This window comes from Pseudidiomarina tainanensis, from assembly GCF_004214835.1.
In the GTDB taxonomy this organism is placed as follows: domain Bacteria; phylum Pseudomonadota; class Gammaproteobacteria; order Enterobacterales; family Alteromonadaceae; genus Pseudidiomarina; species Pseudidiomarina tainanensis.
In genome coordinates, this window is record NZ_PIQJ01000001.1 from 96,939 (window position 1) to 113,682 (window position 16,744).

The 16,744-nt window shown below is 48.1% G+C and carries 16 protein-coding genes; 10 read left to right on the forward strand and 6 right to left on the reverse strand.

The genetic code is table 11. The features are described from left to right. The first annotated feature begins 5 nt into the window (after positions 1 to 5). The 8 genes from motB to CWI82_RS00575 all read left to right on the forward strand — a co-directional run bounded on the left by motB (position 6) and on the right by CWI82_RS00575 (position 8,767). Complete coding sequence (motB, locus tag CWI82_RS00540; RefSeq protein WP_130202306.1) at positions 6 to 944, forward strand: flagellar motor protein MotB; 939 nt, start codon at positions 6 to 8, stop codon at positions 942 to 944. Between the two features lie 61 nt (positions 945 to 1,005). Continuing rightward, positions 1,006 to 2,148, forward strand: coding sequence for a flagellar biosynthesis protein FlhB (gene flhB, locus CWI82_RS00545; protein ID WP_130202307.1), 1,143 nt, complete (start codon positions 1,006 to 1,008; stop codon positions 2,146 to 2,148). Further along, positions 2,145 to 4,229 carry a flagellar biosynthesis protein FlhA gene (flhA, locus tag CWI82_RS00550; RefSeq protein WP_130202308.1) on the forward strand — a complete coding sequence of 695 codons (2,085 nt, stop codon included), beginning with the start codon at positions 2,145 to 2,147 and terminating at the stop codon, positions 4,227 to 4,229. The genes flhB and flhA overlap by 4 nt, the downstream gene beginning before the upstream one ends. Further along, positions 4,226 to 6,334, forward strand: a complete 2,109-nt coding sequence (gene flhF, locus CWI82_RS00555) for a flagellar biosynthesis protein FlhF (protein ID WP_130202309.1) — start codon at positions 4,226 to 4,228, stop codon at positions 6,332 to 6,334. The genes flhA and flhF overlap by 4 nt, the downstream gene beginning before the upstream one ends. Position 6,335: 1 nt before the next feature. Continuing rightward, entirely contained in the window at positions 6,336 to 6,827 is a 492-nt protein-coding gene (locus CWI82_RS00560; protein WP_092858028.1) for a hypothetical protein, read from the forward strand. A gap of 5 nt (positions 6,828 to 6,832) precedes the next feature. Beyond that, on the forward strand, positions 6,833 to 7,531 hold the full coding sequence (locus tag CWI82_RS00565) for an RNA polymerase sigma factor FliA (protein WP_325049908.1): 699 nt from the start codon (positions 6,833 to 6,835) through the stop codon (positions 7,529 to 7,531). A 36-nt stretch (positions 7,532 to 7,567) separates the two neighbouring features. Continuing rightward, a complete protein-coding gene (locus tag CWI82_RS00570) occupies positions 7,568 to 8,047 on the forward strand; it encodes a DUF4199 domain-containing protein (RefSeq protein ID WP_130202311.1) in 480 nt (159 codons plus the stop codon). A 90-nt stretch (positions 8,048 to 8,137) separates the two neighbouring features. Next, positions 8,138 to 8,767, forward strand: a complete 630-nt coding sequence (locus CWI82_RS00575; RefSeq protein ID WP_177203831.1) for an OmpA family protein — start codon at positions 8,138 to 8,140, stop codon at positions 8,765 to 8,767. 93 nt (positions 8,768 to 8,860) lie between these two features. On the opposite strand, the gene CWI82_RS00580 is transcribed toward CWI82_RS00575, so the two are convergent. The 6 genes from CWI82_RS00580 to rpmH all read right to left on the reverse strand — a co-directional run bounded on the left by CWI82_RS00580 (position 8,861) and on the right by rpmH (position 13,856). After that, positions 8,861 to 10,009 carry a dicarboxylate/amino acid:cation symporter gene (locus CWI82_RS00580; RefSeq protein WP_130202312.1) on the reverse strand — a complete coding sequence of 383 codons (1,149 nt, stop codon included), beginning with the start codon at positions 10,007 to 10,009 and terminating at the stop codon, positions 8,861 to 8,863. A gap of 46 nt (positions 10,010 to 10,055) precedes the next feature. After that, a complete protein-coding gene (mnmE, locus tag CWI82_RS00585; RefSeq protein WP_130202313.1) occupies positions 10,056 to 11,429 on the reverse strand; it encodes a tRNA uridine-5-carboxymethylaminomethyl(34) synthesis GTPase MnmE in 1,374 nt (457 codons plus the stop codon). A 3-nt stretch (positions 11,430 to 11,432) separates the two neighbouring features. After that, a complete protein-coding gene (yidC, locus tag CWI82_RS00590; protein WP_130202314.1) occupies positions 11,433 to 13,103 on the reverse strand; it encodes a membrane protein insertase YidC in 1,671 nt (556 codons plus the stop codon). After that, positions 13,100 to 13,390 (reverse strand): membrane protein insertion efficiency factor YidD, encoded by a 291-nt coding sequence (gene yidD / locus CWI82_RS00595; protein WP_130202315.1) that lies wholly within the window; start codon positions 13,388 to 13,390, stop codon positions 13,100 to 13,102. The genes yidC and yidD overlap by 4 nt, the downstream gene beginning before the upstream one ends. Next, positions 13,327 to 13,638, reverse strand: coding sequence for a ribonuclease P protein component (gene rnpA, locus CWI82_RS00600; protein WP_325049930.1), 312 nt, complete (start codon positions 13,636 to 13,638; stop codon positions 13,327 to 13,329). The genes yidD and rnpA overlap by 64 nt, the downstream gene beginning before the upstream one ends. An 83-nt stretch (positions 13,639 to 13,721) precedes the next feature. Next, on the reverse strand, positions 13,722 to 13,856 hold the full coding sequence (gene rpmH / locus CWI82_RS00605) for a 50S ribosomal protein L34 (protein ID WP_055439485.1): 135 nt from the start codon (positions 13,854 to 13,856) through the stop codon (positions 13,722 to 13,724). Between the two features lie 289 nt (positions 13,857 to 14,145). On the opposite strand from rpmH, the gene dnaA reads away from it, so the two are divergent. Both dnaA and dnaN read left to right on the forward strand, forming a co-directional pair. After that, positions 14,146 to 15,558, forward strand: a complete 1,413-nt coding sequence (gene dnaA, locus CWI82_RS00610; RefSeq protein WP_130202317.1) for a chromosomal replication initiator protein DnaA — start codon at positions 14,146 to 14,148, stop codon at positions 15,556 to 15,558. Positions 15,559 to 15,638: 80 nt separating this feature from the next. Next, complete coding sequence (gene dnaN, locus CWI82_RS00615) at positions 15,639 to 16,739, forward strand: DNA polymerase III subunit beta (RefSeq protein WP_130202318.1); 1,101 nt, start codon at positions 15,639 to 15,641, stop codon at positions 16,737 to 16,739. Positions 16,740 to 16,744 lie beyond the last annotated feature (5 nt).

Genomic DNA, 16,744 nt, shown 5'->3' on the forward strand with positions numbered 1-16,744 from the left:
TCGTCATGGCAGATGAACATCGCCCGATAATCATTCGACGCAAAAAAATCGTTAAAAAGCACCACGGAGGCAGTTGGAAAATTGCGCTGGCGGACTTTATGACGGCGTTAATGGCGTTGTTTTTGGTGATGTGGATCTTGTCGATGTCGAGTGAGAAAGAGCGGCAAAGTATTTCTGAGTATTTCCAGACGCCACTGCTGGTTTCTATGGCTGGAGGTGAGCGTTCGAGTAATGCTGCTAGCGTCATAAAAGGTGGTGGTGCTGATCCGATTCACACCGATGGTGAGCAAGCACGCATTGACTTACGTCGCCAAACACGGCCAGCGGATGTGCGGCGCCACTTTAACGAAATTCGCCGTCGTGTTGAGGCGGCAATCGAAGCCGACCCTGTGCTACGGGCATTGAAGGCGCAATTGCAATTTGACGTTACCCGCGAAGGCTTGCGAATCATGATGCTAGACACCGAGACCAAACCGATGTTTGAGGTGGGCAGCGATCGGATTGCGCCTTACATGGAGCGTTTGCTTCGTACCCTGGCCCCGTTATTAAATGAAATCCCTAATGAAGTAACCATCAGTGGCCATACTGATAGTTTGCCGTATGCTGGCGGCGAACGAGGTTATAGCAACTGGGAGCTTTCAGCCGATCGCGCCAATGAATCACGAAAGACGTTGTTAGACGGCGGCTTTGAGCCTGACCGGTTATTACTTGTGATGGGCGCAGCCGATAGAATTCCACTTGATGGCACCGAACCCAATGACCCTCGCAATCGCCGGATTACGATTGTGGTGCATACATTCGAATCAGCTGAGTTTATCAAACGCCAAGGCTTTTTCCCCCAAGATCAAGCTGAACTCGATGCCAGTCTTGAACCCGATGTTCAGCAATTGAACGAAGAGTTTCAACGCGCGACCAACGCAACCGATCAAACGAAACAGAAATAAGGGGTTCTAACCCCTTTTTTCGACCCTTAGCTCTTGCCTGCTATACGCAATAATTGCTGTCATGGCAGAAGAACAAACAAATGACCAAGAAAAAACAGAAGACCCCACGGCCCGAAGGTTAGAAAAATCTCGGGAGGAAGGTCAGGTTGCGCGATCGCGCGAGCTGACCACGTTTGTGATCCTGTTTGGTGGTGTGTTAATGCTTTGGGCGCTAGGTAGCACCATGTACCATAACCTTGGCTTAGTGATGGAACAAGCCTTCTTGTTTGAACGGTTGCAGGTTTCTGAACCCGGCCCCATGTTGCAGAATGTGTTGGAGCTCGGTCAATCGGCACTGTTTTCGTTATTACCTTTATTCGCCGTCATGATGGTGCTGGCACTGGTTGCTCCGGCTTTACTAGGCGGTTGGGTGATATCCGCCAAAGCGATGGCTCCGAAGCTAAGCAAACTCAACCCGATTAAAGGCTTAAAGCGCGTATTTTCTACGCAGGCGTTGGCCGAACTTGGCAAAGCGATTGCAAAGTCGGTACTGGTCGGTAGCGTCCTGATGCTGTTTTTGTGGGATCAGAAAGCGAATTTTCTGCGACTAATGAGCCTCGAAGTCAAACAAGCACTAGGTGAAGCCATGAGCATGGCCGCATTAGCTTGTTTCTTGATGATTCTAACCTTGTTAGTCGTCGTTGCCTTTGACGTGCCATTTCAACTATTCACGCACACTAAAAAATTGCGCATGTCGAAAGAAGAAGTGAAGCGTGAGAACAAAGAAACCGAAGGTGACCCGCACGTCAAAGGGAAAATTCGGCAGCAGCAACAAGCCATGGCGCGGCGTCGTATGATGACTGAAGTTCCTAAAGCAGATGTGATTGTGACGAACCCAACGCATTATGCGGTGGCATTGAAATACGATGATAGTAATATGGGCGCCCCGCGCGTGGTGGCCAAAGGCACGGACTTGGTGGCGCAACGCATTCGCGAACTCGGTGATGAATACAAAGTGCCACGACTAGAAGCGCCACCGCTAGCTCGAGCATTACATACCCATGTTGATTTGGGACACGAGATTCCTGCGCCGTTGTATACGGCAGTGGCCGAAGTTTTGGCGTGGGCATTTCAGTTGAAGCGAGCGCGCAATGGCGCAGCTTTAATACCACCAACGCCAACCAGTATTTCAGTTCCTGACGATTACGAGGTACCTGCACCATGAAGTTAAGCATGAACGCGCTAGCCGGGAGCTTAAGCTCAGCTCGCTTACAAGTGCTTGTAGGGCCAGTTCTTATTCTCATGATTCTGGCAATGATGGTATTGCCGTTGCCTCCATTTGCACTCGATTTCCTATTTACCTTCAATATTGCACTGTCGTTAATGGTGTTGTTGGTAAGTATGTTTACCGAAAAACCATTAGAGTTCGCGGCGTTTCCAGCTGTGCTGTTGTTTTCCACGTTGCTCCGGCTATCGCTCAACGTGGCCTCAACTCGTGTCGTACTGATGGAAGGGCACAATGGCGGTGATGCCGCAGGCAAAGTGATTGAGGCGTTTGGCCAGTTTTTAGTGGGTGGGAATTTTGCCGTAGGTTTGGTCGTTTTCTTAATTCTCGTCATCATTAACTTTATGGTAATCACTAAAGGCGCAGGGCGTATAGCCGAAGTGGGCGCTCGCTTCACTCTCGACGCAATGCCAGGTAAACAAATGGCAATTGACGCCGATTTGAATGCCGGACTGATTGGTGAAGAGGAAGCACGCCGGCGTCGTCAAGAAGTCGCACAAGAAGCAGAATTTTACGGCTCAATGGACGGTGCCAGTAAATTTGTTCGCGGTGACGCCGTTGCAGGTATGATTATCATGGTGGTTAACATCATTGGCGGTCTCCTCATTGGTGTCATGCAGCACAATATGAGCGCCGGCGCCGCTGCTGAAACCTACGTGCTGTTAACTATCGGTGATGGTTTGGTAGCACAGATTCCCGCCTTAATTATCTCCACTGCCGCTGGTGTCACGGTATCACGGGTGAATACCGACCAAGACGTTGGCCAGCAGTTAATCAAGCAACTATTTGTTAGCCCGAAAGTATTGATGTTGGCGGCCGGGGTCATCGGGATGTTGGGTTTAGTTCCGGGCATGCCTAATTTCGTATTTTTACTCTTCACCGCCATGCTCGGTGGTTTCGCTTGGTATTTGCATAAACAGCAAGCGGCTGAAAAAATTGCTGCGGTACAATCTGAGCAAGCCGCACCAACGCCTTCTTTTAGCGCACCTGAAGCAAGCTGGAATGACGTTCAACTGGTTGACACCTTGGGTATGGAAGTGGGACATCGATTAATTGCCTTAGTTGATGACTCGCAACAAGGCGAGCTGCTTGGTCGCATCAAGAGTGTGCGCAAAAAATTTGCCCAAGAAGTTGGTTTTCTGCCGCCGGTGGTGCATATACGCGATAATCTCGAACTCAATCCGAATACTTATACCATCACCTTAAAAGGCGGTGAGATTGGACGGGCGGAGATTCACCCCGATCGCTGGTTAGCAATAAATCCAGGTCAGGTGAGTGGCGAGGTAGAAGGAATTGATACTACCGACCCAGCATTTGGTTTGCCGGCGAAATGGATTGGCCAGGATCAACGCGAGCATGCACAGATATACGGCTACACCGTTGTGGATGCCAGTACAGTGGTTGCCACGCATTTGAATCACTTGCTGCAACGCTATGCTTCTGACCTTCTAGGGCGCCAAGAAGTGCAACAATTGGTAGATAAACTATCCGAAGAAAACAAAGCGTTAGTTGAAGATGTCGTACCAAAATGTGTTACCGTGACCACCTTACAACGGGTATTGCAAAACCTACTTGAAGAAGATGTATCCATTCGCGACTTACGAACTATTTTCGATACCTTGGCGGAATTCGAAGGGCAACAGGCCGATGCGCATGAGTTGACGGCGCGAGTGCGAATTGCTTTGGGTCGCAACATTACCCAGAAATGGTTCGGTGGCGCGCGCGAATTGCAGGTTATTGGGTTAGATGTGTCATTAGAAAATATGTTATCGCAAGCACTACAACAGAACAGTTCATTGGAACCTGGGTTGGCAGTAACCCTACAAGAGCAAACGCAGAAAGCTTTGCACCATGCCGAAACAATGGGATTAGCACCGGTACTTGTTGTTCCACATCAATTACGCCCATTGTTGTCGCATTTCTTACGCCGGCAGCTACGTGATTTGGTGGTATTATCTCAGGCCGAGATTCCGGATGACCGAACCATTAAAGTTGTTAGCGTAATTGGAGGGTCACAATGACCATTAGGCGCTTCCGAGCAGCCAGCCACAAAGACGCGATGCGCAAAGTGCGTGATGCACTCGGCGAAGATGCGGTGATTGTGTCCTCGCGTAAGACAGCGCAAGGTGCTGAAGTATTCGCCATTAGTGAAGCTGATTTAGCACAATCGCAAGATGCTGATGAGGTACCAAGCCCTGCATCGCCGGATTTTTCTGGTATTGCTCAGCAATTGTTAAGCGATATGCAGGACATGCGTGCCATGCTACATCAACAGCAAGGTGAGAAGGCGCCTGATGATAATCGTAAGCGGTTATATCGTCAGTTACGCGCTGGAGGCTATAGCGATGCCTTAAGTCGTCAGTTGGTAGCGTTGTTGCCCTCTGCATTGAATCACTCTAATAAGACCTATCCGGAAGCGCTTAAGTGGTTACAGCAGCAGATTGTTGCGCGTATTTCTCATCAATCTGAGATGCGTGTGAATGATTGGGAATTGCTACAACATCAAGGCGTGATGGCGTTTGTTGGACCAACTGGGGTAGGCAAAACGACCACGACTGCTAAGCTTGCAGCTAATTATGTGATGCAACATGGCAACGACAGTTTGCTGTTAGTGACAACCGATAGCTATCGAATTGGTGCGCAGCAGCAGCTAGCGATATATGCCGAACTGCTCGACGTACAAATGCACGCATTAGCTGATGGTGACACTCTCGATTCGTTAGCGGAAAAGATGCACGGTAAACGTTTGGTGTTGGTGGACACTGTTGGCATGAGCCAACGTGATCAACGCTTGGCGCAAAAAATCGCTGCATTAGGTAGCGCGGAGCATCGCGATTCAACTCGTTTGGTGCTGTTATTAAACGCTGCCGCGCAACAAGAAACGCTGGATGAAGTCGCTCGGATTTATCAGCGTATTGCGCGCGAAAGCGACTTAATTATTCACGACTGCATTTTAACTAAGTTAGATGAAACCGCTCGTATGGGTGGTGTGTTGGACACCGTTATTCGTCATAAATTGACGGTGCAAGCAACGGCGTCGGGGCAGCGTGTACCAGAAGACATCCGCGTGCCGGATATTGAGCAATTGGTGGCCGATTCGTTAACGGCTGAGGTGAGTTCGTCGCAGTTAGCTGAAAGTGAATGGGAGCAAGCGAGCGAGAAGCTTGAGCCCTCGCAGGTATTTGCTCATGGTCACCTGATTCAGTCTAACATGCAGGCCTTACGGCAACAGATTCCACACTTTGATGAGCTTGTGCAGGCGCTAAAACTCAAGCAGTTGCCGGATCATTGGGCGAATACTGCGTTTCCAGATGAGCTGAATATGATTCGCTGGGCGGCACCGCAACCATTGCAGGGATGGAGTCATTTAACGCCCCATTTGGGTTTGAATAAGCGAGGTTTGCCCTTATTACCACCCGTTTTACACAGCGCTGAGAATCCAGTGCTGGTAGATATGGCGTTAGCACCTGTGCAGTTATTCGATTATTTACCCCAACCTGAGCTACTGGATATTTTTTCTCAGCACCAAACCGGTTGGTTAGCCACACTGAACCTGAATCATAAAGTGCAATTTCAAGGGCAACCGTTCACGGTAAATGGCCTTGTCAAAAAGCATGGTATTCCGCTAAGTAAACACACCATTTTATACCGTGGCGAGCGGCGACGTCTTGAACTCACTATTGCGGCGGCTGAAACCGAGCCAAGCCAGCAGTTAGTGCAAGTCATATACGGCGAACTCCATGGCGGACCGAGTAAAAATCCAGTGCAGCGACGCTATTGGTTAGCCGACGGTAATTGTACCGCTGAACAAGTGGTTGAACGTACGCGCGCCATGTTGCAATTGGAAGAATTTGCGCGATTGACACGACTCGCTTGGCGGTCACTGGGCAAGTATGAATTAGACAGCCGTACTCAGTTAGGCCTAGCCGGGGCGTTGGCTGCTGTTGCGCTACATGTTGAGTATCACGCTGCGGCTCAATTTGCCGGGCTCAGAGGTGAACTGTTGAGTATTAGTGGTAAACGCGGTCGCGTTCAAGGTGATAAGTTATTGCCGGCGATTTTGCATGTAATACATGCCTATGATTCCTTAGTAGTAGCAGGCCGAGAAGTAGAGGCACAAGGGTAGTATGAGCGATCAGGCAGCGAGTTTGCGGCAGTGGGCCGCCAAACGTGATGGCGATGATTCAGCCGCTGAAGCGTGTTCAGAGGTGGTTTCTGCAGATAATGCGTCGCGCAATCTCGAGCAGGTGGTTGTATTGGGATTACCGAAGTTTAGCGACGGCTATGCGTTGAAAGCAGCTGCAGTTTTTCAGCGCTGGGAAGAACAGGGCATGAAGTGGGTTGGTAGCGCCGATCGATGGCGTGTCATTCCAGTATCGCTTGAATACCCAGATTTTGATAAATTGGTGGGCAATTATCCTCGCTGGGCGGTTTGGGTTGAGGATGATTTAGATAGTTTTGCTCGAGTGTATCGAGTACTCAAACGCATTCATGAGGTAGATGGTCCGCGGCGTATTGTCGCATTGCACCCACCGATGGCACGACAAGGGTTGCTCGCCAACATACAAATGGTTGCGCGCCAGTATTTTAACATTGACGTATTGGTATTTTCGGGCTGAAAAATATGTATACAGCTGAAGGAAAGTTCAACAAGCACAGTATTATCGAACAGTACTATCCACTCGTTCGTCGTCAAGCATTTAACTTGAAAGTTAAGCTGCCGGCCGGCGTTGACGTGGATGATCTGATTCAAGCTGGCGTTGAAGGCTTATTAAGCTGTGTTGACCGCTTTGACCCAGATTCAGGAGTCGCTTTTTCAACTTATGCGCATCAGCGTATTCGCGGCGCGATGATTGATGAGTTACGTAGCCGAGATTGGCTACCGCGCAGCGTACGTCGCAATGGGCGTGAGCTTGAGCAAACCATTCGCAAACTAGAACAGCGTCTAGGGCGGCCGCCCGAAGAGCGTGAAATTGCAACTGAGCTCAATATTGAACTGGCGGAATACCATCAACTGCTGTTAGATACCAATAATGGCTTGGTTTTATCCTACGACGAAGTGGTTGCTGAAACTCCAGGCAACGAAACCAATGATGAAGAAGCCGAGCCGGAAGCACAAATTGGCAATGCACAACTAAAACAGCTATTAGTAGAAGCACTTGATATGTTGCCTGAGCGTGAAAAATTAGTCATGACGCTCTATTATCAAGAAGAGCTTAACCTCAAAGAGATTGGCGCAGTACTCGATGTTACCGAATCGCGTGTATCACAGTTACATAGCCAAGCGATCAAGCGAATTCGTTCACGGGTTGCCACCGACTAACCCAAATAACGTACTCAAAGTACAAGTAGGTGCTTGATGAACAATTATAAATTAGAAATTCGTTGGGGCTTTATTTTTAGCGTGGCGATGCTGCTCTGGTTGTTATTAGAGCGTTTAGTGGGATTGCATAGTACGTATATAGCGCAACATATGATGTGGACCAATTTGTTCGCCATAGTAGCTATTGCGATTTACGTGTTTGCGCTTCGTCAGAAAAAAATACACGAACTGAATGGTCGCATGACTTGGAAGCAGGGCTTTATGTGTGGCGTAGGGGTGACTGTTGTCGTTGCCATTTTGTCACCGCTTACCCAATGGCTTGCGCATACCTTCGTGTCCCCTCACTTTTTCACCAATATGGTTGAGTATGCCGTAAGTAGCGGCAATATGACCGAAGCTCAAGCTGTGGTCTATTTTTCGTTACAAAGCTACATGGTTCAAGCGGTTATAGGCGCTGTTGCAATGGGGGTGATTACCTCAGCGGTGGTGGCCTTATTTGTGCGTAACGCCAAATAACGAAGCGTTAATTTCAAGCAAACGCCACGGCAGAATTTCTTTACTGTGCTAAATTGTATGTAACTTGCATTTGGAAAAAGGAATCTCAGCATGATGAAAAAATTAGCTGTAGCCGTTGCAGTATCGTCACTTGTTGTGACGGGTTGCGCGAATATGAGTAATACCCAAAAAGGTGCCACTATTGGCGCCATTGCTGGCGCGGTGATTGGTAAAGGTACCGGTGATCACGATAAGAGCCGCTATGTTTGGGGTGCGGTGGCTGGTGCTATTGCTGGTGGCGCAATTGGCGCGTACATGGATAAGCAAGAGCAAGAGTTTCGCGACGAGCTCGCCGGTAGCGGTGTTCAGGTGATTCGCGACGGCGATAACATTCGTTTGCAGTTACCAAGTAACGTCACATTTGCGGTGGATAGCACGACGATTGCATCGAGCTTCGATCCGGTGCTTGTTGATGTTGCCAAAGTGCTTAATCGTTATGAGAAAACGACCATGTTGGTGGAAGGTCATACCGATAGCACAGGTGATGCCAACTACAACCAACGCTTGTCAGAGAACCGGGCATTGGCGGTACGCAATCACTTGGTGGGTAATGGTGTCGATCAGCGTCGCGTGACGACTGTCGGTTATGGCGAAACCATGCCAGTTGCGGACAACAGCACTGCTGATGGACGCCAGCTGAACCGTCGCGTTGAATTACGTATCGTGCCGAACGAAGCTTAGTAGGTTAATTTAGCTATTAAATAGAAAAAGCCGCTGATTTCCCATGAAAGAAATCAGCGGCTTTTTTGATCATGTCTGATATCGAATGGACGCTTAGCTCTGTTTCGACGCTTGGTTCACGAGCAATGCGATGGCGCCATCGCCCGTCACGTTACAGGCGGTACCAAAGCTATCTTGCGCCATGTAAAGCGCGATCATTAAGGCAATTGCAGTTTCACCAAAGCCAAGCATTGAGGCCAGTAAACCCACCGCAGACATCACCGCACCACCAGGCACACCTGGTGCCGCCAGCATCACCACGCCCAACATTAAAATGAAAGGCAGAATGGTTAGGAATGATGGAATCGCTAATGCGCTATGCAGATACATCACTGCAATGGTGCAGCTGACGATGGTGATTGTAGAGCCGGCTAAATGAGTAGTTGCACATAAGGGAATAGCGAAGTTAGCCACGTCTTCATCAACATTATTGGCTTTCGCGCTACGTAACGTTACCGGAATAGTTGCAGCGCTCGACATGGTGCCTAACGCGGTAAAGTATGCTGGCAACATGTTTTTGATGAGCGTGATAGGGCTGATTCCGGCTTTTAACCCGGCGACTGTAAACATGCTGATGATGTACACCCAATGCAATGCCACGGCTAGTAATAGTACGATACCGAATGTTTTCAGCGTACCGAATACGGTGCCAGCTGCGGCCATTTCGGCAAATACACCAGCAATATAAAACGGTAATAAAGGAATAATGACTTTACCGAGTAGTAACTCAATAATATCGCGGCCTTGATCAGAAAGTTGTTTCAGTTGTTCGGCGCGCGTGGCGGTGATACCTAAACCGAAAATAAAGGCCAAAACCAGCGCTGTCATGATGCCAAATACCGGTGGCATGTCTAAGGTGATAAATGGCTCTAAAATCGCTGTATCGGATGCTTGTGCGGTTTTTGCTGCAGTAGTTAGCATAGGTACGACAATACTTGCCACGAAATAAGCGACAGTACCCGCCACAATTGTTGATAAGTAGGCGATACCTAGGGTGCGTCCCAGCAGTTTTCCAGAGTTTTGTGGTAAACCGGCAATACCGCTGGTGATAAAAAACAAAATCAATAATGGAATGGAAAAGAATAATAATTGGCCGAATAGCTCTTTGAAGGTCAGTAGAAGTTGGGTCATCCAGTCAGGCGTATAAAGCCCAATCAAAGTACCGACGACAATCCCTAAAACTAGTTTAATAATTAAACCCATCGTTGTTCTCGCTTATGATTTTATAGGTGCAGAGGGTTGGTTTATGCTATTTACCGATACAAAAACTACTGAAAATTTTGCCAAGCAAATCGTCAGAGGTGAACTCACCGGTGATTTCATTCAAGTGCTGTTGAGTAATACGTAGCTCTTCTGCGAGTAACTCACCGGCCAAATTCATTTCCAGTTGCTCTTGTCCTGTGATGAGGTGCTCACGGGCATGCTCGAGGGCATCAAGGTGACGGCGACGCGCCATAAAGCTGCCTTCGCTGGTGGCGGTATAACCGACACAGTGTTTTAAGTGTTCACGCAGCAAATCAATCCCGCGTCCGGTTTTTGCGCTGAGATGAAGTACGGGAATGCCACCAATGTCTTCGATGATTACCGGTTCTTCATTCAAATCGACCTTGTTTCGAATAACAGTAAATGGCAGGTCATCCGGCAACTGCGCGAAAAACTCAGGCCAAATATCGGCAGGATGAACCGCGTCGGTTTCAGTCGCATCAACCATAAATAGTACACGGTCAGCACCACGAATTTCATCCCATGCGCGTTGAATGCCAATACGCTCGACTTCATCGGGGCTTTCCCTTAAACCGGCGGTATCGATGATGTGTAACGGCATTCCATCAATTTGAATATGCTCGCGCAGAACATCACGCGTGGTACCAGCAATCGCCGTGACAATGGCTGATTCACGGCCGGCGAGGGCGTTTAATAACGACGATTTTCCGGCATTAGGTCGACCGGCGATCACCACTTTCATGCCTTCGCGTAATAACGTGCCTTGCTTTGCTTGCACCATCACTTGTTGTAGCCGATCGATAATCGCCTCAAGATCAGCTGCAACTTTGCCGTCACTCAGGAAGTCAATTTCTTCATCGGGGAAGTCAATCGCGGCTTCAACGTACATGCGCAAATGAATCACTTGGTCGACAAGTTGGTCTATCTCGTGTGAGAAACCGCCCTGTAGGCTTTGTAGGGCTGCTTTAGCGGCTTGTTCTGAGGTAGTATCGATGAGATCAGCAATCGCTTCAGCCTGAGTCAAATCGAGTTTATCGTTTAAAAATGCGCGCTCACTGAATTCGCCGGGGCGAGCGGGCCGTACTTCAGGGAAATCCAGAATTGCCTTGATGATCATGTCGATGAGTATGGGGCCGCCGTGGCCTTGTAACTCAAGCACGTCCTCACCGGTAAACGAGTTTGGTCCTTGAAAAAAAAGCGCAATGCCTTCGTCAAGCACTGCGCCATCAAGGTCTTTAAACGGCAGGTATTCTGCTTTACGCGGCGCTGGGCAATGGCCCAACATGCGTTCAGCAACGGTTCGGGCTGCTGGGCCACTAACGCGTACAATGCCGACACCGCCACGCCCAGGAGGCGTGGCTTGTGCAACGATAGTGTCGTTCGTTAGCTCAAAGTCCATGACTTATTTCTTTTTACGACGTTCCATCATGCCTTTCTTTTCAAGGCCGCTATAAATCCACTGCATCTGACCAATGGTAATTAGGTTGCTGCTCAACCAATAAAGTACGAGACCAGCAGGGAACCATAGGAAGAATACCGTAAAGATTACTGGCATATATTGCAGTAGCTTCTGCTGCATCGGATCGGTTGCAGGGGTCGGTTGCAACTTCTGCATAATGAACATCGATGCACCCATCAGAATAGGCAAGATAAAGTATGGGTCTTTTGCTGATAAGTCGTTAATCCACAGGAATAACGGTGCATGGCGCAATTCAACACTTTCCAGCAGTACCCAGTAAAGCGCTAGGAAGATTGGCAATTGGAGAAGCATCGGCAAACAACCACCGAGTGGGTTTACTTTTTCTTCTTTATACATCTTCATCATGGCTTGTGACATTTTCTGACGGTCGTCGCCATAGCGTTCACGAAGTGCTTGCATCTTCGGCTGAATCATCCGCATTTTAGCCATTGATACGTACTGTGCTTTGGTTAGCGGGTACAACAAGGCCTTGATGATGATGGTGATTGCGATGATTGACAGACCCCAGTTGATGAGGACGCTCTGTACCAATTGCAGTAATTTGAAGATTGGTTGTGCTAACCACCACAGGAAACCGTAATCGACGGTCAGGTTCAAATCTTCTGCAACCAGAGCCATGGCGTCTTGGTCTTTTGGACCAACAAACAATGTTGAGCGAATCTGTGCTTCAGCACCTGGTGCAACAGTCGCGGTTGGGTAAAGTACGCCCATAATCGCTTGGTCGCCGCCGACAATGCGCGAGAATAATTGCTTGGTACCTTCGCCGCGTGGAATCCATGCAGATACGAAGTAATGCTCAAGCATTGCAACCCAACCTTTTTGAGTTTCGCGGCTTAAACGTTGATCGCGCATGTCATCAAACGCATATTTTTCGTAACGGTCTTCATCCCAAGAATAAGCACCACCTTTATAGGTTGGCATCATCATGTTGCCTGAACCTTCAGTCATGATTTGCTTAAGTTGAGCATAGAATTGGAGCTGCTTATGGGTGGTTGTCGCATTACGAATGGTATAGACCACGTCGACAGCGTAAGAGCCCTTGCTAAACACAAAGGTTTTAATCACTTCGCTACCATCTTCTAGGGTGTAGTAAAGAGGTACTTCGAGTTTGTCACCGGTTAATTGGTAGTCAGTTTGTTCTACGTGGAACACTGGACGGCCTTGTGCTGAATCGGTACCGTCAGCGCCAACGAGACCTGACTGGGCAATGTAAAGCTGGTTTGGATTTGCATGAAGCAATTCAAAGCGCTCTTCTGAGTTTTGTGTGCGTGCAAACTCAAGAAGTTGTGCGTTAACAACGTCACCGCCGTGAGTGTCGATAACCACATCAAGCACATCAGTTTTCACTGTCACACGTGGGTTATTCGATGCGGTACTGGTTGCAGGCAAACCACTGTCACTTGACTCTGGAACAGCGCTTTCAGTTGCTGTTGGTTCCATACGCGCTTCAGGCACACCTGAATCGGTTGTTTGAGTTTGTTGGGTTTGCGCCGATTTTTGTGTACCCGGTGCAGTATCAATAAGCCAATTTTGGTAGAGGAAAAAGCTTACTACCAAGAAAGCAATAAACAAGATAGAACGTGGCGAATTCATAAGTCCTTCGTCTCTGTTTTACTTTGATTCGTTGTTTCCGCTTCACAAGGTTCAGTACCTGGAACCGGGTCGAAGCCACCTGGATGCCCTGGGTGACATTTGAGAATACGCTTACTGGCAAGCCAGAAGCCTCGAATCATACCATGCTTTTGGATTGCTTCGATGGCGTATTGTGAACAGGTTGGCGTAAATCGACAACGAGGCCCTATTAGCGGACTAATAATCAGCTGGTAGAGTCGGATGAAGCCGATAGGTATTGCGCGCAACGCTTGCTTAAGGTTCGCCATAAGTAATCCAAACGTTGCTGCAACTCTTCCTGAGAAAGGTCAACAACACCGTTTTTTCCAATCACGATAATATCGAATGCCGGTATTTTATGCTGTTTTAGACGAAAACTCTCGCGAATCTTGCGTTTTATTCGATTTCGATCAACAGCGCGCTTGGCTCGCTTTTTAGAAAGCGTGACACCAATTCGAGGACAACCGAGATTATTAGGGGTAGCAAGCATGGTGAGTTCAGCCGTGACAGCTTTCACCGGGGGATTATCGAAGACTTTTTGAAAGTGCGCGGGAGTTAACAGCCTTAACTCCCGCCCGTAAGCGTAATTCTGCTTCAATATTATGCAGACAGAACTTTACGGCCTTTGGCACGACGGCGAGCCAACACTTGACGACCGTTTTTCGTTGCCATACGAGCACGGAAACCGTGAGTGCGCTTGCGCTTCAATACGCTTGGTTGAAATGTTCTTTTCATGACGTTACTTCCGTATTCGAGTTACCTAAAAATTTAGAGCGCGAATTCTAACGGTTAAAAGGATCAAAGTCAACGCAAAAAGCTATCCACAAAAGCGAGATGAGAATGATTTCAATTGTGGATAAGCAGGAGTTGAGAACACAGTAAATTTGCCGCAAACGCTAGCGATCTGAAGGTGCTTTTAGTACAATCAAATCAATCCAGCTGATGCTAAAAATAAAGGATCGCTACTGATCTTAACGAAGCAATCAAGCGCAATAATTATAACTGACAAAAACAGGAGACAGGTGTGAATAAATCGCTTTGGCAATTATGCGCAGATAGACTGCAAAGCGAATTAACCGCGCAGAATTTCAATACCTGGATCCGTCCTCTGCAATCTGAGCTCGAAGACAACGTTCTGACGTTGTATGCGCCAAATTCTTATGTTGTCGATTGGATCAAAGACAAATACCTGAATCAAATAAATGATTATTTGACCGAGTTAACGACTGAGCGCGGTGAGAAGAGTCCACGTGTATCGTTTCGCGTTGGCGGCGTTGAAAAGAAAGCGCAGGGTAATGGTGTGGCGACGAGTTCAGCCGATAACCGCCCAGCCGCAGCCGTGCCAGCGGCAGCTCCAGCGCAACGCCAACCACGTGCTACCCCTTGGAATGCAACAGATGCTCCGGCGCCCGCATTTGAGTGCAATATAGATGAAGAGTATACCTTCGATAATTTCGTAGAGGGTAAATCGAATCAGCTTGCGCTCGCCGCAGCACATCAAGTCGCGGAAAACCCGGGGAGCGCTTATAACCCGCTCTTTGTATATGGTGGTACTGGGCTTGGTAAAACGCATTTGTTGCATGCTGTCGGTAATGCCATTCGCGCTCACAAAAAAGATGCAAAGGTTTTCTATATTCGTGCTGAACGTTTTGTTCAGGATATGGTGAATGCGTTGAAAAACAGCACCATCGATGAAATGAAGCGGTATTATCGCTCAGTTGATGCGTTGCTGATTGATGACATCCACTTTTTCTCAAATAAAAAGGGCACGCAGGAAGAATTCTTCCATACTTTCAATGCGTTACTTGAAGGCAACCAGCAAATTATTCTAACGAGTGACCTGTATCCGAAAGAAATCGAAGGGCTAGAAGACCGCCTGCGGTCGCGATTTGGTTGGGGTTTAACCATTGCAATTGAGCCACCAGAGCTAGAAACGCGTGTTGCGATTTTGATTCGTAAGGCGCAAGAACGCGGCATTACATTACCGCACGAGGTCGCGTTTTTTATCGCTAAGCGTTTACGTTCAAACGTACGTGAACTTGAAGGTGCGCTAAACCGCTTAGTGGCGAACGTAAACCTGACCGGCCGCCAGATTACTATCGATTTTGTTCGTGAAGCGTTGCGTGATTTAATTGCTGCACAGGAAAAACTCGTTACGGTTGATAATATTCAAAAGACCGTAGCTGAGTATTACAACATTAAAATGTCAGATATGCTGTCTAAGCGTCGTTCACGTTCAGTCGCACGGCCGCGCCAGATGGCGATGGCTTTAGCGAAGGAACTGACGAACCATAGTTTGCCGGAAATTGGCGATGCTTTTGGTGGACGTGACCATACAACGGTGCTGCATGCCTGCCGTACGATTGCTAAGTTAAAAGACGAACAGAACGATTTAAAAGAAGATTATCGTAATTTAATTCGCACGCTTTCAGCGTAACTGTCGACGTACAGACGTTACAAAAGGTACAGTAGGGACGTATAAAAGCGGCAAGGAACAAACAACAGGGGAATGTGGGTATGAAATTTTCCATCAGTCGTGATGCTTTTTTAAAGCCACTTCAGGTTGTCAGCGGTGCAGTCGAGCGCCGACATACCATTCCGATTCTTTCCAATGTGTTGATACAGGCTTCCACTGAACAAGTGAAGCTAACCGGCACCGATTTGGAAGTTGAATTGGTATCATCATGTGCGATCGAGAATGGCGAAGCCGGTGAAGTTACGGTTCCTGCGAAAAAGCTTGTCGATATCATTCGTAGTTTACCGGATGGTGCGACGGTTGAGTTTAGCGCATCGGCCGATAAGGCAATGATTCGTTCGGGGCGCAGTAAGTTCACGCTAGCGACCTTACCTGCGCAAGACTTCCCGAATATCGATGATTGGGACAGTGATATTCAGTTGGTGACAAGCCAAGCGGTGCTTAAGGACTTGATGGAACGCACGCACTTCTCAATGGCGAACCAAGATGTTCGTTATTATTTGAACGGCATGTTGTTCGAGACTGATGCCAATATTTTGCGTACCGTAGCAACTGACGGCCATCGTTTAGCTATGAGCAGTTGTGAAATTGGGCAGCCGAATCTTGCAGCCCGCCAAGTTATCGTGCCACGTAAAGGTGTGATGGAGCTGTTACGACTGCTCGATGACGTTGAGAACGAAGTGAAAGTTCTCATTGGTAACAACCATATTCGCGTTGAGACTAACGGTATCGGATTCACTAGCAAACTGGTTGATGGACGCTTCCCTGATTATCGCCGCGTTTTACCAAGTGGTGGGGATAAAATCGTCGTTGCTGAACGTGATGTGTTGAAACAGGCGTGTTCACGCGCTTCGATTTTATCGAATGAGAAATATCGTGGTGTTCGCATCAATTTGAGCCAAGGCGAAATGTGCCTAACTGCCAATAACCCAGAACAAGAAACTGCTGAAGAAGTGATTGAAGTTGAATACCAAGGCGAACCGCTAGAAATTGGTTTCAACGTGAGTTACTTGATTGACGTTTTGAATACCATTCAAGGCAGCAAAGTAAAACTGACGCTATCAGGTTCAGATGCGAGTGGTTTAGTTGAAGACAACGATGATGATTCATCGCTTTATGTGGTTATGCCAATGCGCCTGTAGTAGGC